This window comes from Stenotrophomonas sp. ASS1, assembly GCF_004346925.1.
Taxonomy (GTDB): domain Bacteria; phylum Pseudomonadota; class Gammaproteobacteria; order Xanthomonadales; family Xanthomonadaceae; genus Stenotrophomonas; species Stenotrophomonas maltophilia_A.
The window spans coordinates 844,345-869,644 of sequence record NZ_CP031167.1 but is presented as its reverse complement, the minus strand read 5'-3'; the positions used below and the strand labels follow the sequence as shown (position 1 = coordinate 869,644).

At 66.2% G+C, this 25,300-nt stretch carries 22 protein-coding genes; 10 read left to right on the top strand and 12 right to left on the bottom strand.

Annotation, left to right across the window (positions count from 1 at the left end):
- Nucleotides 1-232 precede the first annotated feature (232 nt).
- On the top strand, nt 233-1,255 hold the full coding sequence (gene tdh, locus MG068_RS04040) for an L-threonine 3-dehydrogenase (RefSeq protein WP_010483949.1): 1,023 nt from the start codon (nt 233-235) through the stop codon (nt 1,253-1,255).
- A gap of 160 nt (nt 1,256-1,415) precedes the next feature.
- Here the strand turns inward: tdh and MG068_RS04035 are convergent, their stop codons facing one another.
- Nucleotides 1,416-2,111 (bottom strand): TorF family putative porin, encoded by a 696-nt coding sequence (locus MG068_RS04035; RefSeq protein WP_099527802.1) that lies wholly within the window; start codon nt 2,109-2,111, stop codon nt 1,416-1,418.
- A gap of 198 nt (nt 2,112-2,309) precedes the next feature.
- On the opposite strand from MG068_RS04035, the gene kbl reads away from it, so the two are divergent.
- Complete coding sequence (gene kbl, locus MG068_RS04030; RefSeq protein ID WP_005408238.1) at nt 2,310-3,518, top strand: glycine C-acetyltransferase; 1,209 nt, start codon at nt 2,310-2,312, stop codon at nt 3,516-3,518.
- A gap of 84 nt (nt 3,519-3,602) precedes the next feature.
- Here the strand turns inward: kbl and MG068_RS04025 are convergent, their stop codons facing one another.
- From MG068_RS04025 to MG068_RS04010, 4 genes are all read right to left on the bottom strand, one after another.
- On the bottom strand, nt 3,603-3,938 hold the full coding sequence (locus MG068_RS04025) for a hypothetical protein (RefSeq protein ID WP_049463434.1): 336 nt from the start codon (nt 3,936-3,938) through the stop codon (nt 3,603-3,605).
- Nucleotides 3,939-4,022: 84 nt separating this feature from the next.
- Entirely contained in the window at nt 4,023-4,832 is an 810-nt protein-coding gene (locus MG068_RS04020) for a pseudouridine synthase (RefSeq protein WP_071229156.1), read from the bottom strand.
- 20 nt (nt 4,833-4,852) lie between these two features.
- A complete protein-coding gene (locus tag MG068_RS04015) occupies nt 4,853-5,359 on the bottom strand; it encodes a hypothetical protein (RefSeq protein WP_010483956.1) in 507 nt (168 codons plus the stop codon).
- Between the two features lie 220 nt (nt 5,360-5,579).
- On the bottom strand, nt 5,580-6,671 hold the full coding sequence (locus MG068_RS04010) for an OmpA family protein (RefSeq protein WP_132809311.1): 1,092 nt from the start codon (nt 6,669-6,671) through the stop codon (nt 5,580-5,582).
- A gap of 357 nt (nt 6,672-7,028) precedes the next feature.
- Here MG068_RS04010 and MG068_RS04005 point away from each other — a divergent pair, with 357 nt between their 5' ends.
- The 5 genes from MG068_RS04005 (at nt 7,029) to MG068_RS03985 (ending at nt 12,759) form a co-directional block, all read left to right on the top strand.
- Nucleotides 7,029-8,048: a zinc-binding alcohol dehydrogenase family protein gene (locus MG068_RS04005; RefSeq protein ID WP_132809309.1), complete on the top strand. Its 1,020-nt coding sequence runs from the start codon at nt 7,029-7,031 to the stop codon at nt 8,046-8,048.
- A gap of 223 nt (nt 8,049-8,271) precedes the next feature.
- The gene (gene yczE / locus MG068_RS04000; RefSeq protein ID WP_132809307.1) at nt 8,272-8,901 is read left to right on the top strand and encodes a membrane protein YczE; all 630 of its coding nucleotides are present in this window, start codon (nt 8,272-8,274) and stop codon (nt 8,899-8,901) included.
- A 375-nt stretch (nt 8,902-9,276) separates the two neighbouring features.
- Nucleotides 9,277-11,307 carry an NADPH-dependent 2,4-dienoyl-CoA reductase gene (locus MG068_RS03995; protein ID WP_049422603.1) on the top strand — a complete coding sequence of 677 codons (2,031 nt, stop codon included), beginning with the start codon at nt 9,277-9,279 and terminating at the stop codon, nt 11,305-11,307.
- Nucleotides 11,308-11,604: 297 nt separating this feature from the next.
- The gene (locus MG068_RS03990) at nt 11,605-12,063 is read left to right on the top strand and encodes a cell wall hydrolase (protein WP_004145661.1); all 459 of its coding nucleotides are present in this window, start codon (nt 11,605-11,607) and stop codon (nt 12,061-12,063) included.
- 84 nt (nt 12,064-12,147) lie between these two features.
- On the top strand, nt 12,148-12,759 hold the full coding sequence (locus MG068_RS03985; RefSeq protein WP_032130478.1) for a glutathione S-transferase N-terminal domain-containing protein: 612 nt from the start codon (nt 12,148-12,150) through the stop codon (nt 12,757-12,759).
- A gap of 67 nt (nt 12,760-12,826) precedes the next feature.
- On the opposite strand, the gene MG068_RS03980 is transcribed toward MG068_RS03985, so the two are convergent.
- From MG068_RS03980 to MG068_RS03950, 7 genes are all read right to left on the bottom strand, one after another.
- A complete protein-coding gene (locus tag MG068_RS03980; protein ID WP_132809305.1) occupies nt 12,827-13,882 on the bottom strand; it encodes a suppressor of fused domain protein in 1,056 nt (351 codons plus the stop codon).
- Between the two features lie 46 nt (nt 13,883-13,928).
- Entirely contained in the window at nt 13,929-14,432 is a 504-nt protein-coding gene (locus tag MG068_RS03975) for a hypothetical protein (RefSeq protein ID WP_107431241.1), read from the bottom strand.
- Nucleotides 14,433-14,648: 216 nt separating this feature from the next.
- On the bottom strand, nt 14,649-16,529 hold the full coding sequence (prpE, locus tag MG068_RS03970) for a propionate--CoA ligase (protein WP_132809303.1): 1,881 nt from the start codon (nt 16,527-16,529) through the stop codon (nt 14,649-14,651).
- Nucleotides 16,530-17,102: 573 nt separating this feature from the next.
- Nucleotides 17,103-18,454 (bottom strand): IS3-like element ISStma2 family transposase gene (locus tag MG068_RS03965; protein ID WP_132809301.1). Its coding sequence is split into 2 segments (ribosomal slippage): nt 17,103-18,007 and nt 18,007-18,454, totalling 1,353 coding nucleotides; the frame shifts between segments, so codons are not numbered across the junction.
- 164 nt (nt 18,455-18,618) lie between these two features.
- Nucleotides 18,619-19,233: an RluA family pseudouridine synthase gene (locus MG068_RS03960; protein ID WP_132809299.1), complete on the bottom strand. Its 615-nt coding sequence runs from the start codon at nt 19,231-19,233 to the stop codon at nt 18,619-18,621.
- 158 nt (nt 19,234-19,391) lie between these two features.
- Nucleotides 19,392-20,378: a malate dehydrogenase gene (locus MG068_RS03955; RefSeq protein ID WP_004153634.1), complete on the bottom strand. Its 987-nt coding sequence runs from the start codon at nt 20,376-20,378 to the stop codon at nt 19,392-19,394.
- Between the two features lie 118 nt (nt 20,379-20,496).
- Nucleotides 20,497-20,988, bottom strand: coding sequence for a peptidylprolyl isomerase (locus MG068_RS03950; RefSeq protein WP_004153629.1), 492 nt, complete (start codon nt 20,986-20,988; stop codon nt 20,497-20,499).
- 274 nt (nt 20,989-21,262) lie between these two features.
- On the opposite strand from MG068_RS03950, the gene typA reads away from it, so the two are divergent.
- The 3 genes from typA to MG068_RS03935 are packed head-to-tail and all read left to right on the top strand — an operon-like array spanning nt 21,263 to nt 25,253.
- The gene (gene typA / locus MG068_RS03945; protein ID WP_032129766.1) at nt 21,263-23,110 is read left to right on the top strand and encodes a translational GTPase TypA; all 1,848 of its coding nucleotides are present in this window, start codon (nt 21,263-21,265) and stop codon (nt 23,108-23,110) included.
- An 11-nt stretch (nt 23,111-23,121) separates the two neighbouring features.
- A complete protein-coding gene (locus MG068_RS03940) occupies nt 23,122-23,589 on the top strand; it encodes a DUF2127 domain-containing protein (RefSeq protein WP_005408223.1) in 468 nt (155 codons plus the stop codon).
- A 41-nt stretch (nt 23,590-23,630) separates the two neighbouring features.
- A complete protein-coding gene (locus MG068_RS03935; RefSeq protein WP_132809297.1) occupies nt 23,631-25,253 on the top strand; it encodes an amidase in 1,623 nt (540 codons plus the stop codon).
- The last annotated feature ends 47 nt before the right edge of the window (nt 25,254-25,300 follow it).

Below are 25,300 nucleotides of genomic sequence, written 5' to 3'. Positions count from 1 at the left end.
TGGATGGCGCCATCGAGCACCATGGAGGGGCTTTTGCGTGTCCTGGCCAGGGTGACCACGCCCCCTTTCCCGAACCAGGGAGGCGCTGCTGTTCGCAGCACGTTCGAAACGCCCGCCGGCGCACGCCTTTCGTTCCGCCACTGCACCCGCAGCGCAACATGGGAAATCCGCGCGGCACCCTATAATCCGCGCTTTCCCCCTGATGAGTTCCACCCCGATGGCGCAGCAAACGATGAAGGCCCTGGTCAAGCGCGAAGCGGCCAAGGGCATCTGGCTGGAAGAAGTTCCGGTTCCGACCCCGGGCCCGAACGAGGTCCTGATCAAGCTCGAGAAGACCGCGATCTGCGGCACCGACCTGCACATCTACCTGTGGGACGAGTGGAGCCAGCGCACCATCAAGCCGGGCCTGACCATCGGCCACGAATTCGTCGGTCGCGTCGCCGCACTCGGCTCGGCCGTGACCGGCTATGAAATCGGCCAGCGCGTCTCGGCCGAAGGCCACATCGTCTGCGGCCACTGCCGCAACTGCCGTGGCGGCCGCCCGCACCTGTGCCCGAACACCGTCGGCATCGGCGTCAACGTCAACGGCGCCTTCGCCGAGTACATGGTGATGCCGGCCAGCAACCTGTGGCCGATCCCGGACCAGATTCCGTCCGAGCTGGCCGCGTTCTTCGATCCGTACGGCAACGCCGCGCATTGCGCGCTGGAGTTCAACGTGATCGGTGAAGACGTTCTGATCACCGGTGCCGGCCCGATCGGCATCATCGCCGCCGGCATCTGCAAGCACATCGGTGCGCGCAACGTGGTGGTGACCGACGTCAACGACTTCCGCCTGAAGCTGGCCGCCGACATGGGTGCCACCCGCGTGGTCAACGTGGCCAACCAGTCGCTGAAGGACGTGATGAAGGAACTGCACATGGAGGGCTTCGACGTGGGCCTGGAAATGAGCGGCAACCCGCGCGCGTTCAACGACATGCTCGATTGCATGTACCACGGCGGCAAGATCGCCATGCTCGGCATCATGCCCAAGGGCGCCGGCTGCGACTGGGACAAGATCATCTTCAAGGGCCTGACCGTGCAGGGCATCTACGGCCGCAAGATGTACGAGACCTGGTACAAGATGACCCAGCTGGTGCTGTCCGGCTTCCCGCTCGGCAAGGTGATGACCCACCAGCTGCCGATCGACGACTTCCAGAAGGGCTTCGACCTGATGGAAGAAGGCAAGGCCGGCAAGGTTGTGTTGAGCTGGAATTGACCCTTCGGGTCAATTCCCCCGCAGGTTTCCTTATCCCCGCGCCGTCGGCGCGCCCCCTTGAACAACAAGGGGGCTCTCCCCCAGCCGGGGTAAGGCATGCGGCTGAAATTGAAAAAGGCGCCCATTGGGCGCCTTTTTCGTGGACATCAGCGAAGGCGCATCAGTTACCGATCGCGACGCTCAGCATCACGCGGCTGTGGGCCAGCTTGCCGGAATTGTCACGGCCGTTGCCGTCGGTGCCGTAGTAGCCCAGGCCGACGTTGAACAGGCCGAACTGGCGCGCGACGCCGACGTTCCAGTCGGTGTAGTCCTTGGCGATGCCGTCCTCGAAGGTGCTGCGACCGACGTTGGCATTCAGGGTGAAGTCCTTCGGCAGGCCCCAGCTGCCGCCCAGGCCGAAGTACCAGCCATCGGTGCTGCTGTTCCAGACATCGTTGGTGTAGGCCACCGTCAGCTTGTAGGTGTCATCCAGCGTGGTGGTGGTGATCAGCTCGTTGTAGTTCTGGTGGCTGGACTTCAGGTAGGTGTAGCGGTTCAGCAGCACGTCGAAGTTGACGCGCTCGGTGACGTCCACGCCGTAGCCGATCAGGTAGTCGACCTCGGTCTTCGGGTCACCCGCACCAAAATCCACGCCCGAGCCCCACACGCCTGCGTACAGGCCAACCGGGCTGGTGTAGGTGAAACCGGCCTGCAGGGTCGGATCCTCGTCGGTCTGCGACACACCACGGAACAGGTAATCGGAAACAGCGGTGACGTTCCAGCTGTACGGCGATTCGTTTTCCTGGGCGCTGGCGGCGAACGGGGCGGCCAGGGTCAGGGCAGCGGCAATGGCGAGGCAGGCACGGGCGTGCTTCATGGGCGTCTCCGAGGGTGGCGGGGGCGGGAAGGGGGAGCGGGCAACCGGCGCCAGACAGGCGCGGTTCACGAATTTTTAACCCGTTTGCTATTGCGATGCAACATGTGCCACCCGTGGCGGTGCCCTGCCCGGCCCGGTCGAAGGCCGTCGTAGCCCGGTAGAATCAACGGTTTCCCCGTTCAGAGCCGTGCCCACGCCATGACCGACGCCTCCTCCGCCCTGACCCGCCACTACGCCGAGGAACTGGACGCCATCCGCGCCCAGGGCCTGTTCAAGTCCGAGCGGATCATCACCAGCCCGCAGTCGGCCGAGATCACCCTCGAGGATGGCCGCAAGGTGCTGAACTTCTGTGCCAACAACTACCTGGGCCTGGCCGACCATCCGGACCTGATCCAGGCCGCCAAGGATGCGCTGGATACCCACGGCTTCGGCATGGCCTCGGTGCGCTTCATCTGCGGCACCCAGGACCTGCACAAGCAGCTGGAGAAGCAGATTGCCGACTTCTTCGGCAAGCAGGACACCATTCTGTACGCGGCCTGTTTCGACGCCAACGGCGGCCTGTTCGAACCGCTGCTCGGTGAGAACGACGCGATCATTTCCGATGCACTGAACCACGCCTCGATCATCGACGGCGTGCGCCTGTGCAAGGCCAAGCGCTTCCGCTACGCCAACTGCGACATGGCCGACCTGGAAGCCCAGCTGCAGGCCGCCGATGCCGCCGGCTGCAAGACCAAGCTGATCACCACCGACGGCGTGTTCTCGATGGACGGCTTCATTGCGCCGCTGGACGAGATCACCGCGCTGGCGAAGAAGTACAACGCGCTGGTGCACATCGACGAATGCCACGCTACCGGCTTCCTCGGTGCCACCGGCCGCGGCTCGGCCGAAGTGAAGGGCGTGCTGGAAAAGATCGACATCATCACCGGCACCCTGGGCAAGGCCATGGGTGGTGCACTGGGCGGCTTCACCTGCGCCAGCGCCGAGGTGATCGAGCTGCTTCGCCAGCGTTCGCGCCCGTACCTGTTCTCCAACTCGCTGCCGCCGCATGTGGTGGCCGCCGGCATCAAAGCGTTCGAGATGCTGGCCGCCGCTGACGATCTGCGCGACACCCTGGTGGAAAACACCCGCTACTTCCGCGAAAAGATGGTCGCCGCCGGTTTCGACGTGAAGCCGGGCGTACACCCGATCAGCCCGGTGATGCTGTACGACGCACCGCTGGCGCAGAAGTTCGCCGAGCGCCTGCTGGAAGAAGGCATCTACGCGATCGGCTTCTTCTTCCCGGTGGTGCCCAAGGGCCAGGCGCGCATCCGCACCCAGATCAGCGCCGCGCACAGTCGCGAGCATCTGGACCGCGCAATCGATGCGTTCACCCGCATCGGTGTCGAGCTGGGCGTGATCAAGGGTTGATCCCCACCGGCCAAAGCGTGCCGACCAAGGTCGGCACCTACCGGGCGTGAGGGCGTGCCGACCGAGGTCGGCACCTTCCCGGCATCACTTCTTTTTCTTCTTGCCCTTCGGCTCGTCCTTGCTGGCCACCACCACCGGCTTGGCGGCAGCATCCTGGCCGTTACCCTTGGCAACGCGGATGCCATTGGCCTTCATCCAGGCATCGAACTCATCGGCGGTCATCTTCTTGTCGCCGTTGCTCATCAGGAAGCGGTAGCTGCCGCGACCATCCAGCTCCGGGGTCTTCACTTCCACCACCGGGGTCTCGGCCGGCATTTCCGCCTTGGCCACCTTCTTGTGGCCACCACAGGCGGTCAGCAGCACCATCGGCAGCAGCAGGCCTGCGCAGCGCAGGGTTTGGTTGAGGGTCGGGTGGTACATGGCAGGCTCCGTTCGGGAAATTCAGCAGCCAGACGCCCCCTACGCCTGGAACGGTGGCCGGCAACCGCCGGCCGCGGGCGATGATCAGCCCGGTGCAGCGGCCCCCAGCCGCTGCTGGTCACTGACCTCCAGCACCCGCCACTGGCCCTTGCCGAGATCGCCGAGCTGCAGCCCGCCGATCGCAACCCGGACCAGGCGCAGCACCTGCAGGTCGAAGGCCGCCAACAGGCGGCGGATGTGGCGGTTGCGGCCCTCGTCGAGGACCACCTCCAGCCACGCGGTCTTATCGCCGCTGCGCAGCACGCGCACAGCCTGGGCGACGAGGAACTCGCCCTCGTCTTCGACACCGGCGCGCAGCGCGGCCAGGGTGTCCTCATCGGGCAGACGATCCACCTGCACGTGATAGGTCTTCTGCGGGCCGGTCTCTGGATCGGTCAGGCGCGCGGCCCACTGCGGATCGTTGCTGAACAGCAACAACCCTTCACTGGCCTTGTCCAGGCGCCCGACCGGCGCGATCCACGGCAGGCCGGCACCATCGAAGCAGCGGTACACGGTGTCGCGGCCACGTTCGTCCTGCGCGGTGGTCACCACCCCACGCGGTTTGTTGAGCATCAGGTACAGGCGCTGCGGCGCGCCCATCGGCTGGCCATCGACCTCGATCGGCGGCGCCGGCTGCCCAATCGGGAATTCGGGATCCCGCACGATGCGGCCGGAGACGCGCACGCGGCCATCGGCGATCCAGCGCGCGGCCTCGCTGCGCGAACACACGCCGGCCTTGGACAGCACGCGCGCCAGGCCATGACGGACACCGGCGGCTGTGGCAGCGGGAGTCGCACGCCCACGCGGTGCGTGGGAGCGGGCGGCGGGGGCGGCAGGTGGGCGGCGCGTGCGCAAGCCTCTGCTCCCCGCGGTGCTTACTTCTTGTCGACCGGCTTGGTCTCAGCCGGTGCTTCGGCCGGGGCCGGAGTGGCGGCCGGAGCCGGACGCGCCTTGACCACACGCACGCCACGCGCCTTCATCCAGGCGTCGAACTCTTCGGCGGTCATGCGCTTGCCGTTCTGGCTCATGTCGAAGCGCCAGGGCGTGTTGTCGAATTCGGTCTGCGGCTTGTAGGCCGCCGGATCGTTCGGCTTCACTGCCGGGGCGCTCGGAATGGCCTTGGCGATGTTCTGGCAACCATCGATGCGCAGGCGCTGCAGCACCTGATCCAGCGACTGCGACGGATCGTAGTTGCTGCTCAGCACGCCGGCCGGCATGCCCAGCTGGTTGCCACGGATGTAGAGCTCGTCGGCCACCGGCGCGATGGTCGTGGCCGGCAACGGCAGCGGCGAGGCGCTGGTGTTGACCGAGCAATCGACCGCAGCGTGGGCGGCGGGAACCAGGGCCAGCGCCAGGAAGGCGGCCGATGCAGAGCGCAGCATGAAGGGCATCCAGGAAAGGAAGTGACGCGGCGAGTTTAGCAATGCCGCGACAGCTTTCAAGCGCCACTTTCAATGAATACGGCAACTCATTGGTTTTACGGATAAAAACCCGACGAACGGTTGTTCCCGGACCGACGGACACGCGGATTCCGGACCGCAGAAACAACAAGACCCGGCCGAAGCCGGGTCCTGCTGTGTCCTACTGGCAGACCGTCAGAACTTAGTTCTGGACGTTCAGCTCGGTACGACGGTTCTTGGCGCGACCTTCCGGGTTGTCCGAACCATCCGGGTTGGTGTTCGGAGCAATCGGACGGCTCTCGCCGTAGCCGATCGGGCCGACCAGGCGACCGGCGTCAACGCCGTTCTTGGTCAGGTAGTTGTACACGGCGGTAGCACGACGCTCCGACAGCTTCTGGTTGTAAGCGTCGGTACCCTTCGAGTCGGTGTGACCGGCAACTTCAACGCGCAGATCCGGGTAACGCTTCAGGATCTCGGTGGCTTCGCTCAGGATCGCCACGGCGTCCGGACGCAGGTTCGACTTGTCGAAGTCGAAGTTGACGCCCTTCAGGTCGATGGAGACCGGCACCGGGCAACCGTCCGGACCGATGGTCTGACCCGGCTGCGAGTTCGGGCACTTGTCGTCGCAGTTGTTGACGCCGTCACCGTCGTCATCCAGGTCGGCGCAGCTCGGGGCAACCGGAGCCGGAGCCGGAGCAGCCGCGACCGGAGCCGGGCCCAGCGGGATCACGACGCCGACCGAGGCCAGCACGTCACCGAACCAGTCTTCCTTCGGAGCGGCAACGCTCTGGTCGTCGAAGTCAGCGCGGTAGGCCACTTCGGCGCGGACAGCAACGCGCTTTTCGAAGGTGGTCTGCAGGCCGACGCCCAGCTTGGCGGCAAGGTTGCCGTCCTTACGCTGGCGCGGACCATTGGCATTCAGCGCCGGGTACTCTTCTTCCGACTTCTGGTAGCCCAGGCCACCGACGATGTACGGGTTCCAGCCGCGGCCTTCCTTGATGAAGTGGCGACGCAGGTCCAGCGAGACGCCGTACTGCGACCAGTTCAGGTCCTTGTTCGAATCGAAGTTCGGGTTCTGATAGTTCAGCTCACCGTCCAGCGACCAGTTCGGGCTGATGAACTTGCCCAGGCCCAGGGTCACGAACGGAGCGTCATTGGTCAGACGGTCGCTGTCCTGGAAGTTGAAGCCGGCCGAACCGGTCAGGTACCAGCGGTCATCGAACTCCTGCGCCGAAGCTGCCTGGGCAAAAGCCAGGCCGCCCAGCAGCGCGGCAGTAAGGATCTTCTTGTTCATTGAGTACAGCTCCTATTTCGGGGGTATGAAACCGGTAGAGGCATGGGCCAGCACAAGTGCGTCGATGTACGACAGCCGATTCAGCACGCCACCGCCGCGAACATTATGCTCAGGCGGGTGAAGGCCATGTTAACAGTCCCGTAACATGTGAAGTGTTGCGCCCGACCGTCCGCCGGTCCGACGTTGAAACCCTATACAGGATGATGAAAATCCGCAAGACCCTCACGCTGCAAGGGTTTGACGGGGTTTAGGCGGGGAAAACGACATATTGCGCGGCGCGCTGCATCAAACGGTTCAGCGCGTCTGCGGAAACGTGAGGAACCTTATGATGGAGCCACGAACCCAGCCGGAGCCGTGATGAAAGCCGTCGCCCTGAGTCGTGAATCCGCCCCTGCCCTGTGCGATATCCACCTGCCTCCGCCGCCGCCTCCCCGGGGCCGTGACCTGCTGGTCCGGGTCGAGGCGGTTTCAGTCAACCCCGTCGATGGCAAGCAGCGCGCCAGCACGGATCCGGCCACGCTCCAGGCACCCCGCGTGCTGGGTTGGGACGCTGCCGGCGTGGTCGAGGCAATCGGCGACGAGGCGAGCCTGTTTGCCTCCGGTGACGAGGTTTATTACGCAGGCGATGTCACCCGCCCCGGCTGCAATGCGCAGTACCACTGGGTGGATGAACGCCTGGTCGCGCGCAAGCCAACCACGCTGGATTTCGCTGAAGCCGCAGCGCTGCCGCTGACCACGCTCACCGCCTGGGAGCTGCTGTTCGAGCGCATGCCGCTGCGGCTGGACGATCGCCGCCACGCCGGCCAGCACCTGCTGGTGATCGGCGGTGCGGGCGGGGTCGGCTCGATGGCAATCCAGCTGGCCCGCCATGCGGGTTTCGAGGTGATCGCCACGGCGTCGCGCGAGGCCTCGGCCGACTGGTGCCGGCAGATGGGTGCCCGGCACGTGATCGACCACCGGCAACTACTTCAGGCCCAGCTGCAGGCGCTGGGCATCGACACGGTGCAGGTCGCACTCAACCTGGCCGACACCGATCACTACTGGGACGAACTGGGCCTGCTGCTGGCGCCGCAGGGACATGTGGGCCTGATCGTCGAGCCGCGTGGGCCGCTGCGCATCGGCGATCCCTACAAAGCCAAGTGCATCGGCATCCACTGGGAGTTCATGTTCGCGCGCTCGCGCTTTGCCACTGCCGACTGCATCGAGCAGCACCGCATCCTCAGCCGCACGGCCAGCATGATCGATGCCGGCCAGCTGCGCGGCACCCTCAGTGAAAGCCTGGGCCCGATCAATGCGGCAAATCTGGACATCGCGCATCAGCGCCTGGCCAGCGGACGCACGGTGGGCAAGCTGGCGCTGGCAGGCTGGGGCGACTGAGCCAGGCTGGAACGCCGATGTAAAGCCGAGCCCATGCCCGGCCGTGCGGTCTGATCGTAGCGTCGAGCGTGCTCGACTGATTCATCAGGAGCAGTCGAGCAAGCTCGACTCTACAGAACGGAGCAGATCCCGCCTGTGGCAGCGAATTGGCTGGCATCTGTATCTATGGAAGTGACTGAATCGGGATTACGGTGGAAACAGATTACCCTCCCCCGAGACCGCCATGCCGACCGCCCTGCCCTTGCGCCTGCTGCAGCTGATCACCGGCCTGTTCCTGTACGGCTTCGGCGCCTCGCTGATGATCCGTGCGGCCATCGGCGTGGCGCCCTGGGACGTGCTGTCGCAGGGCATCGCCGCGCAGACGCCGCTGTCGTTCGGGCTGGCCACCAACGTGATCGGTGCACTGGTGTTGCTGCTGTGGTGGCCGCTGCGGCAGAAGCCGGGTGTAGGGACCGTGCTCAACGTGATGCTGATCGGCCCCTCCGCGCAGTTCGGGCTATGGCTGCTGCCGCCGGCCGTCGGCCTTGGCTGGCAGCTGACGATGTTCTGCGCCGGCATGCTGCTGGTCGCGCTGGCCACCGGCCTGTACATCGGCGCCAGGCTTGGCCCTGGCCCGCGCGACGGCCTGATGACCGGCCTGCATGCCCGCACCGGCTGGCCGATCTGGAAGGTGCGCAGCCTGATCGAAGGCAGCGTATTGCTGCTGGGCTGGTGGCTGGGCGGCAATGTCGGCCTCGGCACCCTCGCCTTCGCCCTGCTGATCGGTCCGCTGTGTGGTGTCACGCTGGGCTGGTTCGGGATCGGTCGCACCCCGGTAGTGCCGGCCGCTGGCCGGCAGCCGCAGTCCCCCTGAGCTGATCGGGATGCCGGCCAGCGGCCGGCACTACCGCCCCCGGAGTTCGGGGGCAGCGCCGCAGGCGCGGGGGCGTGGAGGCCGGTAAGTGGGGCCCGCGGTTCGCGCAGCGAATTGCGGGAGCGACAGCACGCATGTGCCGAGCGTACCCGGCCAGCGGCCGGCACTACCCCCCGGAGTTCGGGGCAGCGCCGCAGGCGCGGGGGCGTGGAGGCCGGTAAGTGGGGCCTGCGGTTCGCGCAGCGAATTGCGGGAGCGACAGCACGCATGTGCCGAGCGTACCCGGCCAGCGGCCGGCACTACCCACCAGGCGGCCCTTGCCCCGGCCGCCGTTTCGCGGCACGCTTCGCGCTTCCGTACGCAAGCGTATCGACAATGTCGCCAGCCAACGAAAGCGCCTACCCCCATCTGTTCGCCCCGCTGGACCTGGGCTTCACCCAGCTGCGCAACCGCGTATTGATGGGCTCGATGCACACCGGCCTGGAGGATCGCGCCCGCGACTTCCCGCGGCTGGCGGCCTACTTCGCCGAACGCGCCGAGGGCGGTGTCGGCCTGATCGTCACCGGCGGCTTCGCGCCGAACGTGGTCGGCTGGCTGAAGCCGTTCGGCGGCAAGCTGTCCTGGCCCTGGGAAGTACGCCCGCACCGTCAGCTCACCGCCGCCGCGCACCAGCACGGCGCGAAGATCTGCCTGCAGCTGCTGCATGCCGGCCGCTATGCCTACCACCCTTTGTCGGTGGCACCGTCGAAGCTGAAGGCACCGATCAACCCGTTCACCCCGCGCGCGTTGTCGGCCAGTGGCGTCGAGCGCCATATCGCCGACTACGCACGCAGCGCGAAGCTGGCCCGCGAGGCTGGCTACGACGGTGTGGAAGTGATGGGCTCGGAGGGCTACCTCATCAACGAGTTCATCGCCCCGCGCACCAACAAGCGCACCGACCGCTGGGGCGGCGATGCGAACCAGCGCATGCGCTTCGCGGTCGAGATCGTGCGCCGCATCCGCGAGGCCTGTGGCCCGGACTTCATCATCATCTACCGCCTGTCGCTGGTGGACCTGGTGGAGGACGGCAGCAACTGGGAGGAGATCGTGCAGCAGGCGCAGGCCATCGAGGCCGCCGGCGCGACGATCATCAATTCCGGCATCGGCTGGCACGAAGCCCGTATTCCGACCATTGCCACCTCGGTGCCGCGCGCCGCCTTCGCCGGGGTCACCGCCAAGCTCAAGCCGCATGTGAAGGTGCCGCTGGTGGCGACCAACCGCATCAACATGCCCGACGTCGCCGAGCGCATCCTCGCCAGCGGCGGTGCCGACATGGTGTCGCTGGCGCGTCCGCTGCTGGCCGACCCGCAATGGCCGAACAAGGCCCGTGCCGGCCGCGCCGAGGCGATCAACACCTGCATCGCCTGCAACCAGGCCTGCCTGGACCACGTGTTCGAGAACAAGCTGGCCAGCTGCCTGGTCAATCCGCGCGCCGCCCACGAGACCGAGCTGGTCTATCGCCCCACCGCCACGCCGAAGAAAGTTGCCGTGGTCGGTGCTGGCCCGGCAGGCCTGGCGTGTGCCACCGTCGCTGCCCAGCGCGGCCACCAGGTCACCCTGTTCGATGCCAACGAGGAGATCGGCGGCCAGTTCAACGTGGCCAAGCGCATCCCCGGCAAGGAAGAGTTCCACGAGACCCTGCGCTACTTCCGCCACACGCTGGCCGAAACCGGCGTGCAGCTGCGCCTCGGCACCCGCGCCGATGCCGCCACCCTGGCCGGCTTCGACGAGGTGGTGCTGGCCACCGGCATCACCCCGCGCAAGGTCGACTTCCCCGGCGCCGACCACGCCAAGGTGGTCAGCTACCTGGACGTGCTGCTGGGCCGGGTTGAAGTGGGCACCAATGCGGCGATCATCGGCGCCGGCGGCATCGGCTTCGATGTCGGCGAGTTCCTCAGCCACGCAGGTGAGTCACCCTCCCTCGACCCGCAACGCTGGATGGCCGAATGGGGCGTGGACAGCGCGTTCGAGGCCCGCGGCTCGCTGGGCCGGCCCGAGGTCGAGGCGTCACCGCGTCGGCTCTGGCTGCTGCAGCGCAGCCCGGGCAAGCCCGGCGCGCGACTGGGCAAGACCACTGGCTGGATTCACCGCGCCACACTGAAGGCCAAGGGCGTGCGCATGCTCGGTGGCGTCGAGTACCTGGGCGTGGACGACGAGGGCCTGCGCATCCGCGTGGAAGGCAGCGAACAGCTGCTGCCGGTCGACCATGTGGTGATCTGCGCCGGGCAGGAACCGAACCGTGCATTGCAGGCCGAACTGCAGGCTGCCGGCATCAACGCGCAGCTGATCGGCGGTGCCGATGTAGCGGCCGAACTGGACGCCAAGCGGGCCATCGACCAGGGCAGCCGGGTGGCCGCCGCGCTCTGATGAGCGCCTGAATGGGGGGCGGAATGTGATTTCCGTCACCCCTGCCGAACCTGAATGTCAAGCCGGGCGGTTCACGATGCGTTCGGCTACCCCCCCCTACCTTGCGCCATCTTTCCGCTCACCAGCCAGTTTCCGGTGAGCCGGCGCAGCCCCTCGATCGGTACTGATCGTTTCTTTTGGGGCTGCCCACGGGGCGGCCCCGATGGCCGCCTCCCCATGACGCCAAGTCGTACCCCGCCTCCTGTCGCCCCCGCGGCCGGAACCGGAGCGTGCGGCCCATACGGAGCAAGGAGTTATATGAAACTGGCCTGGATTCTCTGGCTGTCGCAGTTGTTGCCTCAGCCGGCCGCTGATTCATTGTGTTTGAGCACCACCGTTTACCTGGAAGCCCGCGACCAGACCCTGCGTGGCCAGCAGGCCGTCGCCGAGGTCGCCCTGCGCCGCCTCGACAGTGGCCTGTGGGGCGACTCCATGTGCCAGGTGGTCACCGCGCGCAAGCAGTTCGCACCGACCATCGTCTCGCCCGGCACCCAGCTGGGCAATGATGCGGCCTGGAGCGAGGCGATGAACGTGGCCTTCGACGCCGAGCGCAACTGGGCGCTGCCGGCCGGCGAGCGCCGCGAGATCGTGCCCGGTGCCAGCCACTTCGCCGCGCTGGCCATTGCCAGCCCGAACTGGCGCAATGCCTACCAGGTGGCCACCATCGGCGATCACACCTTCTATAAGGTGCAGAACCTCAAGCCGCGGCAGTCGTAACGATCCGTGCTGGCGGCAGCGTTGCCGCCCGCTGGCAAGCTCTGGGATAGTGGGCGTTTCCCGCCCGCATCACCTGGAGTTCCCATGAAGCTGTACAGCAAGCCCGGTGCCTGTTCCACCGCCGACCACATCGCCCTGCAGTGGACCGGCCAGCCGTTCGAGGTTGAACTGCTGAACAAGGACACCCTGAAGGGCCCGGAATTCCTCAAGATCAATCCGGCCGGTGCCGTCCCCGCACTGGTCGACGGCGACTTCGTGCTGCTGCAGAACGCCGCGATCATGGGCTATATCGCCGACAGCTTCCCGCAGGCCGGCCTCGGCGGCGACGGCAGCCCGCGCCAGCGCGCCGAAGCCACCCGCTGGCTGGCCTTCGTCAATTCCGATGTGCATCCGGCCTTCTCGCCGCTGTTCGCGCCGGGCAAGTTCATCGCCGACGAGAGCCAGTTCGATGCGATCCGCGCCGCCGCGCACAAGCGCCTGCGCGCCCTGTTCGAGACCGCCGACAAGCAGCTGGCCGACAAGCCGTGGCTGGCCGGCTTCCGCAGCTTCGCCGACCCGTACTTCTACATCACGCTGCGCTGGGCTGCTGGCACCAAGGTCGACCTGTCCGGCCTGGACAACCTGGCCGCCTACAAGGCGCGCATGGATGCCGATGCCGGCGTGCAGGCCGCGCTGAAGGCCGAAGGCCTGGCCTGATCCAGACCATGGGTCGGAGCCGTCTGCGCAGCAGACGGCTCTGCCCCCATCGGTGCAATCGCCACACTCAGCCGATCTGGCGGATCACTTCGCCCTTGGCATCGCGCAGGTACGTCGGCACCACTTCGATGCGCAGCGCCGCCGCCACCGGGTAGATGCCGCGCTCGGCCCGCACGCCTGCCAGCGCCTGCAGTCCCGACTCGTCCAGTGCCCAGCGCGCGCTGTCGGCCGATACCTCGCCGGTTTCACCGCGCGCGGCCGGAATGAATTCCCACTGCCGCTCGCGGCTGACCAGTTCCAGTGATTTGCCGTGGCGCAGGCGCAATGGCAGCAGCTCGCACACGCTGGCCACCTGGCCCGCACCGAGCACCAGGGTGGTGACGCCCGCCTCCTGGCGCCAGTCCAGCGTCTCGATGAACAACATGCCGGTGCTGGAGCCCTCGCGCTCGCTGCCGGCCTGCACCTGTGCAGCCAGTGCCGGATCCTCCAGCAGGTTGCCGCGATGCAGGTCGCTGATCCACAGCGGCATCGCCGGTTGCAGCGCCTGCAGCACGCCGCGCGTCGACCAGCGCTTGACCGCTTCCATCTCCTCATCGGTCAACCCGACCAGCTGCAGGAACTGCAGGTGGCCATTGGCGGTGTCGCGTGCGGGCAACTGCGGATCAGCGACGAAGGCCAGATGGCACAAGCGCGTATTGGTCTCCAACGCGATCGGGCCGTTGGCGTTGAGGTGATGGCCATCCTCGAACACGTTGCCACTGCCGAACACATAGCGCGCCAGGTTCTGCAGCAGGTTCATCGGCCACACCGGTGGCGTGCTGCCGGCGTTCTCACCGGCGTCGGCAGCGAGGCGGAAGGTCAGCTCGAAACCATAGCCACTGGCGGTGGCATCACTGCTCTCCTTTGCGTACAGCTCGGAGAAGCCGTAGGTGATGTAATGCCAATGCGGTACCGGCGCATCCGCCCAGTACACGCTGATGCCATCGAGCGGATCCTGGCCACCGAACGTGTACGGAAGCGCGGTGCCGAAGTGACGCGGTTCCTGCCCGGCATACAGCGGCGCCAGCGCCGCATTGATCGCGTCCCAGCCGGGGGTATCGGTGTCGTCGTGGTCGTCCTGCACGCGGGACTCCTTGTGGGGAAGTGAACCGATCACTTTACGCGGTGGCTCAGGCCTGCACGACCTCGCCGCCACCATTGACCACGGCCGCCTGGGTCTCCTGCCACCAGCGCTGCGCCAATGCCGGGCTGCGCGCCTTGCCCACCGCCGCCAGCAGTTCCGGGCACAGGCGTTCCAGTGCCAGCGCATCGGTGCAGCGTTCGATCTTCAACTGCATGAAATAGCCCTTCAGGCCCAGATGCCGACGCACGGCCTCACTCATCGCGTCGTACAGCTGCTGGTACAGCGCCGGGTCCTGTTCACGGCCGGTGCTGATGCTGCGCGTCGGTGCGGTTTCGACAGTTCCGCCGATCACTTCAATCAGGCCCTGCGCGGCCAACTGCTCCAGTGCATCCGGCGGTGCCCGCAGGCCTTCGAACAGGCCGCGCAATTCAGTGTCATCGCGATGGCCGTCGACCATCAGCAGGATCGAACGCAGTGCCGCCGGCAGGCGCCGACCACGGTCCTCGATTTCCTGGCGGCCAGCGGCCGTCTTGGCGTGCAGCAAAGCCATTGCCTCCCCCTCCCTCGATGCGCAATGCCGGCGCGCCCTGGCGGGCGCGCTCCCCTGTGTGCCATCCCCGGACGGCACGCGCCTTCCCCGGCGCGCACCGCGTGTTGCAGGTCGATGACAGGCCGAGCTTAGCGCAAGTGCTGCGGGTAGTGCCGGCCGCTGGCCGGCAACCTCGGGATTGATGGGGGGTGCCGGCCAGCGGCCGGCACTACCGGGTCAGCGTCCCAGCGCGCGGCGGATCTCCTCCAGCGCGCTGGGGTCGTCCAGCGTCGACAGGTCACCCGGGTCGCGCTGTTCGGCCAGCGCCTGCAGCGAGCGCCGCAGCAGCTTGCCGGATCGGGTCTTGGGCAGCGCATTGACCACGTGCACGTGCGCCGGGCGCGCGACCGCGCCGAGCGAGGTGGTCACCGTGGCCATCATCTCGGCCACCACCGGCGCCGGATCCTCGCCATCCAGCCCCTGCTTGAGGGTGACGAACACCAGCGGCACCTGCCCCTTCAGCTCATCCTTGACCCCGATCACCGCCGCCTCGGCCACACGTGGATGGCTGGAGATGGCTTCTTCAATCTCGCGCGTACCCAACCGGTGACCGGCCACATTGATCACATCATCGGTGCGACCGAGGATGAAGGTGTAGCCATCGTCGTCACGGATCGCCCAGTCCAGCGAGCTGTACAGCAGCTCCTTGAAGTGGCTGAAGTAGCTCTGCAGGAAACGGCTGTCGTCGTTCCACACCGTGCTCATGCAGCCCGGCGGCAGCGGCGGCGACACCACCAGCACGCCCTTCTGCCCCGGTGCCACTTCCTCGCCGGTGTTCTCGTCGATCACCTTCATCCGGTAGCCGAGATTGGGGAACCCGGGCGAGCCGAAACGCACCGGCTTCATCTCCAGGCCCGGCAGAAGGGTCAGTGCCGGCCAGCCGGTTTCGGTCTGCCAGTAGTTGTCGATGATCGGCTTGCCGAGCGCTTCGCTGATCCAGTGCGCGGTCGGTTCGTCCAGCGGCTCGCCGGCCAGGAACAGGTACTTCAGCGCGCCCAGGTCGTGGCGATGGATGAAGTCCGCGTCGTGCTTCTTCAGCACGCGGATGGCGGTGGGCGACGAGAACATCGTGCGCACGTTGTACTGCTCGCACAGCGCCCACCAGATGCCCGGGTCCGGATTCGTCGGCAGCCCTTCGTAGAGCAGCGAGGTACAGCCGCCGATCAGCGGGCCGTACACGTTGTAGGAATGGCCGACCGCCCAGCCGACGTCGGAGGTGGAGAACATCACCTGGCCCGGCCTGCAGTCGAACACCGTTTCCATCGACTGCGCCATCGCCACCGCATAGCCCCCCACATCGCGCTGCACGCCCTTCGGCTTGCCGGTGGTGCCGGAGGTATACAGCAGATAGCTCGGCTCGCTCGCTTCCAGCCACTGCACCGGCACGTCGACCTCACCGATCTGCGCACGCAGCTCGGCGTAGTCCACATCGCGGCCCGGCACGCGTGGTTCGGCGGCATCCAGCCCACGCGACACGATCAGCACGTGCGGCGGTGACGACGTGGCTTCGGCGCAGGCTGCATCGACCATCGGCTTGTACGGAATCAACTTGCCACCGCGCATGCCGGCATCGGCCGCGATCAGCAGCTTGGGCTTGGCGTCGTCGATGCGCAGCGCCAGGTTGTGCGCGGCGAAGCCACCGAACACCACCGAGTGCACCGCACCGATGCGCGCGCAGGCCAGCATCGCGAACACGGCTTCGGCCATGTTTGGCATGTAGATCACCACGCGGTCACCGTGACCGACGCCGAGGTGCTTGAGCACGGCGGCGAAGTCGTTCACTTCGCGATACAGCTGGCGATAGGTGATTTCGCGGGTGCTGTTGGTTTCGGTGGAGATGGCGACCAGCGCGAGCTGGTCGGCGCGCTCGGCCAGGTGGCGGTCGACGGCGTTGTAGCAGAGATTGGTTTCACCACCGACGAACCAGCGCCGGAACGGCGGGTTGCTGTAGTCGAGCACCTGCTGCGGCGGTTTCTGCCAATGGATGCGCTTGGCTTCCTCGCCCCAGAAGGCCTCCGGCTCGTCGATCGAGCGACGGTAGGTTTCCTCGTAGTTCATGACGCAGCCCTCCCAGACAAAGTCATGGGTTCGAGGATAGTCCGGTGCTGCCGCGCGGGCCGCCCTACCTTGGTAGGGGGTGGGGTTTTGTCCTGCAGGGCTTGCAGCCCTGCACCTGCAGAATCAACGTCAACGTCAAAAGCTGGGCTACTGAGGAATGGCGGGGTGGGTCCGGTTGCGGGAGACGCCGTAGACCCGTCCCTGGAGGCTTGGCCGCGGCATCCATGCCGCGGACACTCCCGCAACCGGACCCACCCCGCCTTCGACAGTTTTCCGCGATCTGTCGGAACGGCAAATTGCTCTGGTGGGTGTCGACCTTGGTCGACTGCTCTGGTGGGTGTCGACCTTGGTCGACACGGTAGATCCACGCCATGCGTGGATGATTCACTCGATATCTGACAGAAAAATCGTGTCGACCAAGGTCGACACCTACCAAGACCAACAGCGACAGCCGTTACCAACCGCCGCAGGAATCTGTCGGGGGTGGGGCGGTGTGGGTTGGCAGGACCGTTGGCGCCATGGATGGCGCCATCGAGCCCCCATGGTGAAGTGACCCCCGAGACTTGGACGGGGTCAGGCGGCCGATTGGGCCTGCTCCCGGTACTTTACCGGGCTCAGACCTTTCAGTTTCAGTTTGATGCGTTCTTCGTTGTAGTACTGGATGTATTCCACCAGCCCAGCCTCCAGACTCTCGAGGCTGTCAAAGCTGTTCAGGTAGAAGAATTCCGACTTCAGCGTTCCAAAGAAGCTCTCCATCGCCGCATTGTCCAGGCAGTTGCCGCGCCGGGACATGCTTTGCTTCAACGAGTGCTTTTCCAGCATGTGCCGGTAGTTTTCATGCTGGTACTGCCAGCCCTGGTCGGAGTGGATCATGGGGCGCTCATCCGGGGAAAGCTTCTTGATGGCCTCCTCCAGCATTTGACCCACCAGATCAAATACGGGCCGACGCTTGATCTGATAAGCCACGATTTCGCCGTTGTAGAGGTCCATGATCGGCGACAGGTATAGCTTCATGCCCTGCACCTTGAACTCGGTCACGTCAGTCACCCACTTCTGGTTGGGCCGCTCGGCATGGAACTGGCGATTGAGGTCATTGCCAACCACAACATTGGCCGCCCCCTTGAAGGCCTGGTAGCGCTTCACACGCACCCGCGATTTCAGCCCCATCTCCCCCATCAGGCGCTGAACCCGCTTGTGATTGGTCCGATGACCCTGATTGGCTAATTCCAGCGTCACCGTGCGATAGCCATAGCGCCCTTGGCTTTGATCGTAGATTGCACGGATGCGCTCGCACAGGGCTGCCTCATCCTGATCCGGATGGGCCAGGACATGGTTCTGGTAATAGAACGTACTGCGTGACAGCTCAGCTGCTTCGAGCAGAAGCGACAGCGTATGAACCTGCCTCAATCCTTGGACGGCTTGCGCTTTGCGTCCTGCGCCGCCTGCTCTTCCCGGATCAAGGCATCGAGTTTTTTTAGGTAGTCGGTCTCCGCACGCAGATAGGCGACTTCCTTGAGCAGCTCATCGCGGCTCATATCTTCAGGCGGCTTGGACGAACGGGTCTTCTTCATCGGCTTTCGGGGCGGCGGCGGAGGGGGTGCCAACGCTTGGGCACCGCCTTGAGCATACAGGCGCCGCCATCGCCCCACCGCGCCGGCATCGCCAATTTGAAAGTAGGTGGTGGCCTCGCGCCCGGACAGGCCGTCCTGGCTCATCTTCTCCAGGACAGCCAGCTTGAACGGGAGGTCATAGGACCGGGCCTGGCGATGAAATCCCCGCCAACCATGCAGCCGATAGGTCGCCACCCAGCGCCTGACCGTGGAGAACTCCAGGCCGTGGCGACGGGCAATGGCTTTGACCGATGTGGAGGTCTTGCAGGCCTCTTTGGCGACCTGCAGTTTGAAACGCGCGTCGTATTTGTTCATGTATCCCTCGGGGTTGGATCTAGCGTCCAACTCCCGGGGGTCACTTCATGGATGGGTTTACGGCGTGTCCTGCCAACCCACACCGCCCCGCCACCCCACGGACAGCCCGCTTCTGACGTTGACGTTGATTCTGCAGGTGCAGGGCTGCAAGCCCTGCCGAACCCCTAGAACGGAGTCGCGGACTCGAACGCGAGCGCCTCGCCCGTCACCGGATTGGTGAACCGCAGGCTGCGCGCATGCAGATGCACACGCTGCGCCGGCGCGGCGTCATACAGCACATCGCCAACGATGGGATGGCCGAGACTGGCCATGTGCAGGCGCAGCTGATGGCTGCGGCCAGTGATCGGTTCCAACGCCACGCGGGTGCGCTGCGCTTCAACATCACGCGCCATTACGTGCCAACGTGTCAGCGCCGGTTTGCCGCGTTCGTGATCGACCATCTGCTTCGGCCGGTTCGGCCAGTCCACGATCAACGGCAGGTCCACTTCGCCGGCATCGCCTTCAAGCAGCCCCTCCACGATCGCTTCGTAACGCTTGCCAACCTGGCGCTGCTCGAACTGCATCGACAACGCCACCTGCATGTCCTTGCCGCGCGCATGCAGCAGCAGGCCGGAGGTCGCCTGGTCCAGGCGATGCACGGTCAATGCATCCGGGTACAGCGCCTGCAGGCGCGCGACCACGCAGTCCTGGTTCTCGGCGCTGCGGCCAGGCACGGACAGCAGGCCGGCCGGCTTCTCGGCCACCAGCAGCGCGTCGTCGATGTAATGCAGGTGGATCATCAGTTCCTGTATTCCTCAAACAGCAACGGGGAAGCCTGAGCTTCCCCGTTGCTGCGTACCGACCAACGGTCGGTACCTACCTTCTGGATCACGTACCGGCCAACGGCCGGCACCTACCTCGATGGAAGACGTACCGGCTCGCGCCGGTACCGCCTGCATCAGCCCAGCAGGTGGGCGACGCCGGCGCGCTCTTCTTCCAGCTCGGCCAGGGTCTTATCGATGTACTTCTGGCTGAAGTCGTCGATCGGCAGATCCTTGACCAGGGTGTACTTGCCGTTCTCGGTGGTCACGGCGAAGCCGAAGATCACGCCTTCCGGAATGCCGTAGGAACCGTCGGACGGCACGCCCATGGTGACCCACTTGCCGTTGCTGCCCAGCACCCAGTCACGCACGTGGTCGATGGCTGCGTTGGCGGCCGAAGCAGCCGAGGACGAGCCACGGGCTTCGATGATCGCCGCGCCGCGCTTGCCGACGGTCGGGATGAAGGTGTTGGCGTTCCACTCCTGGTCGTTGATCGCATCGGCGATCGACGCACCATCGGCGGTGGCGAAACGGTAGTCCGGGTACATGGTCGGGCTGTGGTTGCCCCACACGACCAGCTTCTCCATGCCACCGACCGGCTTGCCGAGCTTGGTCGACAGCTGGCTCAGTGCGCGGTTGTGGTCCAGGCGCAGCATGGCGGTGAAGTTTTCCGGCTTCAGGTCCGGGGCCGACTTCATGGCGATGTAGGCGTTGGTGTTGGCGGGGTTGCCGACCACCAGCACCTTCACGTCACGGCTGGCGACCTTGTTCAGCGCCGCGCCCTGGGCGGTGAAGATCTTGGCGTTTTCCAGCAGCAGGTCCTTGCGCTCCATGCCCGGGCCACGCGGACGTGCGCCAACCAGCAGGGCGATGTCGGCGTCCTTGAACGCGACTTCGGCGTCATCGGTGCCGACCATGCCGGCCAGCAGCGGGAAGGCGCAGTCTTCCAGCTCCATCATCACGCCCTTCAGGGCGGCCTGGGCCTTGTCGACCGGCAGTTCCAGCAGCTGCAGGATGACCGGCTGGTCCTTGCCCAGCATTTCGCCGGAGGCGATGCGGAACAGCAGGGCATAACCGATCTGGCCGGCGGCGCCGGTCACGGCAACACGAACGGGTGCTTTCATGGGGGTTTCCTCTTGCTTGCAAGCGTTTGATGGGACGCCGCGGGCGTGGCCACGCAGGCCTGGCGGGCGGCGGGGAACAGGGAAACGGCCACCCGAGGGTGGCCGTTTCGAAGGGGGATCAGGCGGCGAGGTGCTTGTTCCACTCCGCGACGCGCTCGGCCTGGGCGGCCAGCACGGCGTCGACGTCGCCTTCCAGGGTGATCGAATGGATCACGTCGCCCTGCTTGACCGAATCGACGATGGCCTGGCCTTCCAGGACCTTGCCGAAGACGGTGTGGCGGCCGTCCAGCCAGTCGGTCTTGATGTGGGTGATGAAGAACTGGCTGCCGTTGGTGTTCGGGCCGGCGTTGGCCATCGACAGCGAGCCGACCTCGTGCTTCACGCCATTCTTCTCGTCTTCGAACTTGTAGCCCGGGCCGCCGGTGCCACGACCCTGCGGGCAGCCGCCCTGGATCATGAAGTCGGCGATCACGCGGTGGAAGATCAGGCCGTCATAGAAACCGTGCTTGACCAGGTTCACGAAGTTGGCCACGGTCAGCGGCGCCTTGTCGGCGAACAGCTCGACCTTGATCGGGCCCTGGGTGGTGTCGAAAGTGGCGATGAGGGACATGAAGATCCTTGATGCAGATGGGGAACGCGTCTAGCCACCTAGTTTACACCTGCCTCGTGGCGGCGGCGGCTTCGACCATGGGCGCAGATCCGGGCTTCAGCCACGGGACGGGGTGCCCCGCGGTGCAGGCCAGGCGGCCTCGACCGGCGCCGCGGCCCCCCAGCTGAATGGGCCCCATGACGGGTGTGAAATCCACCTTTTCGCGAATCGTCAAGTTCGACGTATAATGTTGGACTTCTTTTTCCAAATCCGGCGCCGACTGGCCCCCTTTCGTATGTCCATCGAAAATCTTCGCAACATCGCCATCGTCGCCCACGTCGACCATGGCAAGACCACCCTGGTCGACCAGCTGCTGAAGCAGTCCGGCACCCTGTCCGAGCGTACCGTCCTCGCCGAGCGCGTGATGGACAGCAACGACCAGGAAAAGGAACGCGGCATCACCATCCTGGCCAAGAACACCGCCATCACCTGGGAAGACAAGAAGACCGGTATCAAGAACCGGATCAACATCGTCGACACCCCCGGCCACGCCGACTTCGGTGGTGAGGTCGAGCGCGTGCTGTCGATGGTCGACACCGTGCTGATCCTGGTCGATGCGATGGACGGCCCGATGCCGCAGACCCGCTTCGTGACCCAGAAGGCCTTCGCGATGGGCTTCAAGCCGATCGTCGTGGTCAACAAGGTCGACCGTCCGGGCGCCCGTCCGGAATGGGTGATCGACCAGGTCTTCGACCTGTTCGACAAGCTCGGCGCCACCAACGAGCAGCTGGACTTCCCGATCGTCTACGCCTCGGGCCTGAACGGCTACGCGGGCCTGGAAGACACCGTGCGCGACGGCGACATGACCCCGCTGTACGAAGCGATCATGCAGCACGCGCCGCGTCCGGAAGTGGACCCGGAAGGCCCGTTCCAGATGCGCATCAGCCAGCTGGACTACAACAACTTCGTGGGCGTGATCGGCATCGGCCGCATCCAGCGCGGCACCCTGAAGAAGAACATGCAGGTCGCGGTCATCGACCGTGAAGGCAAGAAGCGCAACGGCAAGGTGCTGCAGGTGCTGGGCTTCATGGGCCTGGAGCGCATCGAGCAGGATACCGCCGAGGCCGGCGACATCGTGGCCATCTCCGGCATCCAGGAGCTGACCATCTCCGACACCATCTGTGCTCCGGACACCCCGGAAGCGCTGCCGGCGCTGACCGTCGACGAGCCCACCATCTCGATGACCTTCCAGGTCAACAACTCGCCGTTCGCCGGCAACAAGGACCTGTCCGGTGGCAAGTTCCTGACCAGCCGCCAGATCAAGGACCGCCTGGACCGTGAAAAGGTCCACAACGTGGCCCTGAAGGTCGAGCAGCTGGAAGACGCCGACAAGTTCCTGGTTTCCGGCCGTGGCGAACTGCACCTGTCGGTGCTGATCGAGAACATGCGTCGCGAGGGCTACGAGCTGGCCGTGTCGCGCCCGGAAGTGATCATCAAGGAAATCGACGGCCAGATGATGGAGCCGATCGAGCAGCTGGTGGTGGACATCGAAGAAATCCACCAGGGCGGCGTGATGGAAAAGCTGGGCACCCGCAAGGGCCAGCTGAAGAACATGGAATCGGACGGCAAGGGCCGCGTGCGCCTGGAATACTCGATCCCGGCCCGTGGTCTGATCGGTTTCCAGAACGAGTTCAAGACCCTGACCCAGGGTTCGGGCCTGCTGTTCCACGTGTTCGACCACTACGGTCCGAAGGAACAGGGCGCGATCGCCAAGCGCATCAACGGCGTGATGATCGCCAATGCGCCGGGCACCACGCCGGCCTACTCGCTGGGCCCGCTGCAGGAGCGCGGCAAGCTGTTCGCTGCTGAAGGCGACAACGTGTATGAAGGTCAGCTGGTCGGCATCCACTCCAAGGACAACGACCTGACCGTCAACGCGATCAAGACCAAGCCGCTGACCAACATGCGCGCTTCGGGCAAGGACGATGCGATCCAGCTGACCCCGGCGATCAAGTACTCGCTGGAACAGGCCCTGGACTTCATCGAAGACGACGAGCTGGTCGAGATCACCCCGAAGGAGATCCGTCTGCGCAAGAAGTTCCTGACCGAAAGCGACCGCAAGAAGGCTTCGCGCGGCGGCTGAGCCAGCACCCCGTGAACCAGAGCGGCTACAACCCGGATCCACACCGGCATCCGGGTCTCCATGTCATCGCCCTGCTCGAAGCGAGCAAGGCGATGCTGGCGCTGTTGGCCGCCACCGGGCTGGAAGTGCTCGGACCGCAGCCGCTACGGCACGGCATCATGGCCCTGATCCGGCGTTTCAGCCTGGATCCGGACCATGGCACCCTGCCCTCGCTGCTGCACATGATCAGCCCCGACGCGGTCCACCTGGCCGCGGCGGGGATGATCGGCTACGGCCTGCTGCACCTGGTCGAAGCCTGGGGCCTGTGGCGGGCCAAGGCCTGGGCCTCCTGGCTGGGCTGCCTGACCGCCGCCCTGTATCTTCCTTTCGACATCTTCGCGATCATCCGCCACCCCGGCTGGCCGTCGTGGACGATCCTGGCGATCAACCTGATCGTGGTCTACGTGCTCGCCCGCGACCTGCGCAAGCGCCACCGCTGAGCACCGGCTACACTGGGGATTGGAGCCGACCAAGCCGCCCCATGCGCCCGTCCTTGCCGCCTCTGCTGACCTGCCTGCTCGCCGCGCTGCCGGCGCTGCTTTCGGCTGGCTGCAGCCCGGCCACGCCCAGCGCGCATGCGGCCGAACCTGCGAGCCGCAACGTGCCGTTCCCGTACGCCGAAACCGATGTCGCCGACCTGCAGGCGCGGATGACCGCCGGGGAACTGGACAGCACCACCCTGACCCAGGCCTACCTGCAGCGCATCGCCGCGCTGGACCGCACCGGGCCGCGCCTGCGCGCGGTGATCGAGCTCAACCCCGATGCCCTGAAGGAAGCCGCCGCGCGCGACCGCGAACGCCGTGACGGCCGCCTGCGCGGCCCGCTGCATGGCATTCCCCTGCTGTTGAAGGACAACATCAACGCCGCGCCGATGGCCACCAGTGCGGGTTCGCTGGCCCTGCAGGGCTTCCGTCCGGACGATGCCTACCTGGTGCGCCGGCTGCGCGACGCCGGTGCGGTGGTGCTGGGCAAGACCAACCTCAGCGAATGGGCCAACTTCCGCGGCAATGCTTCGATCTCCGGCTGGAGCGCGCGTGGCGGCCAGACCCGCAACCCCTATCGCATCAGCCATTCGCCGTGTGGTTCCAGCAGCGGCAGCGCGGTGGCCGTGGCCGCCAACCTGGCCAGCGTGGCGATCGGCACCGAAACCGACGGCAGCATCGTCTGCCCGGCGGCGATCAACGGCGTGGTCGGCCTGAAGCCGACGGTCGGCCTGGTCAGCCGCGAGGGCATCATCCCGATCTCCTTCAGCCAGGACACCGCCGGACCGATGGCGCGCAGTGTGGCTGACGCCGCCGCCGTGCTGACCGCGATCGCCGGCCGCGACGATGCCGATCCGGCCACCGCGACCATGCCTGGCCGCGCGGTCTACGACTACACCGCGCGACTGGACCCGCAGGGCCTGCGTGGCAAGCGCATCGGCCTGCTGCAGACACCGCTGCTGAAGTACCGCGGCATGCCGCCACTGATCGAACAGGCGGCAACCGAGCTGCGCCGCGCCGGCGCCGTGGTGGTGCCGGTGGAGCTGCCCAACCAGGGCGCCTGGGCCGAGGCCGAGCGCACGCTGCTGCTGTACGAATTCAAGGCCGGGCTGGAGCGCTATTTCAGCACCCACCGCGCACCATTGCGCAGCCTGGCCGAACTGATCGCCTTCAACCAGGCGCACAGCAAGCAGGAACTGGGCCTGTTCGGCCAGGAGCTGCTGGTGGAGGCCGATGCCACCGCCGGCCTGGCCGACCCCGCCTATATCCGCGCCCGCAGCGATGCGCGCCGGCTGGCCGGCCCGGAAGGCATCGATGCTGCCCTCGCCGCCCACCAGCTCGATGCGCTGGTGGCGCCGACCACCGGCGTGGCATGGCCGATCCGCAGCGAGGGCGACGACTTCCCCGGTGAAAGCTACAGCGCCGCCGCCGTGGCCGGCTATCCCAGCCTCACCGTGCCGATGGGGCAGATCGATGGCCTGCCGGTCGGTCTGCTGTTCATGGGCACCGCCTGGAGCGAGCCGAAGCTGATCGAGATGGCCTACGCCTACGAACAGCGCACGCGCGCGCGGCGCCCACCGCACTTCGATACCGACGCACTGATCGACGCTGGCGAGCCGTGATCCGGTAGTGCCGGCCGCTGGCCGGCAGATCCCCGGTCGCCGGCCAG

What these genes read in the sequence shown, in the direction of transcription:
- MG068_RS04010 (WP_132809311.1), bottom strand. Translation starts at nt 6,671, where the DNA reads ATGAACAAGAAGATCCTTACTGCCGCGCTGCTGGGCGGCCTGGCTTTT.
- MG068_RS03955 (WP_004153634.1), bottom strand. Translation starts at nt 20,378, where the DNA reads ATGAAAGCACCCGTTCGTGTTGCCGTGACCGGCGCCGCCGGCCAGATC.
- MG068_RS03985 (WP_032130478.1), top strand. Translation starts at nt 12,148, where the DNA reads ATGAAGCTGTACAGCAAGCCCGGTGCCTGTTCCACCGCCGACCACATC.
- MG068_RS03990 (WP_004145661.1), top strand. Translation starts at nt 11,605, where the DNA reads ATGAAACTGGCCTGGATTCTCTGGCTGTCGCAGTTGTTGCCTCAGCCG.
- MG068_RS04015 (WP_010483956.1), bottom strand. Translation starts at nt 5,359, where the DNA reads ATGCTGCGCTCTGCATCGGCCGCCTTCCTGGCGCTGGCCCTGGTTCCC.
- yczE (WP_132809307.1), top strand. Translation starts at nt 8,272, where the DNA reads ATGCCGACCGCCCTGCCCTTGCGCCTGCTGCAGCTGATCACCGGCCTG.
- typA (WP_032129766.1), top strand. Translation starts at nt 21,263, where the DNA reads ATGTCCATCGAAAATCTTCGCAACATCGCCATCGTCGCCCACGTCGAC.
- MG068_RS04025 (WP_049463434.1), bottom strand. Translation starts at nt 3,938, where the DNA reads ATGTACCACCCGACCCTCAACCAAACCCTGCGCTGCGCAGGCCTGCTG.
- tdh (WP_010483949.1), top strand. Translation starts at nt 233, where the DNA reads ATGAAGGCCCTGGTCAAGCGCGAAGCGGCCAAGGGCATCTGGCTGGAA.
- MG068_RS03960 (WP_132809299.1), bottom strand. Translation starts at nt 19,233, where the DNA reads ATGATCCACCTGCATTACATCGACGACGCGCTGCTGGTGGCCGAGAAG.
- MG068_RS04035 (WP_099527802.1), bottom strand. Translation starts at nt 2,111, where the DNA reads ATGAAGCACGCCCGTGCCTGCCTCGCCATTGCCGCTGCCCTGACCCTG.
- prpE (WP_132809303.1), bottom strand. Translation starts at nt 16,529, where the DNA reads ATGAACTACGAGGAAACCTACCGTCGCTCGATCGACGAGCCGGAGGCC.
- MG068_RS03975 (WP_107431241.1), bottom strand. Translation starts at nt 14,432, where the DNA reads ATGGCTTTGCTGCACGCCAAGACGGCCGCTGGCCGCCAGGAAATCGAG.
- kbl (WP_005408238.1), top strand. Translation starts at nt 2,310, where the DNA reads ATGACCGACGCCTCCTCCGCCCTGACCCGCCACTACGCCGAGGAACTG.
- MG068_RS03950 (WP_004153629.1), bottom strand. Translation starts at nt 20,988, where the DNA reads ATGTCCCTCATCGCCACTTTCGACACCACCCAGGGCCCGATCAAGGTC.
- MG068_RS03935 (WP_132809297.1), top strand. Translation starts at nt 23,631, where the DNA reads ATGCGCCCGTCCTTGCCGCCTCTGCTGACCTGCCTGCTCGCCGCGCTG.
- MG068_RS04005 (WP_132809309.1), top strand. Translation starts at nt 7,029, where the DNA reads ATGAAAGCCGTCGCCCTGAGTCGTGAATCCGCCCCTGCCCTGTGCGAT.
- MG068_RS03995 (WP_049422603.1), top strand. Translation starts at nt 9,277, where the DNA reads ATGTCGCCAGCCAACGAAAGCGCCTACCCCCATCTGTTCGCCCCGCTG.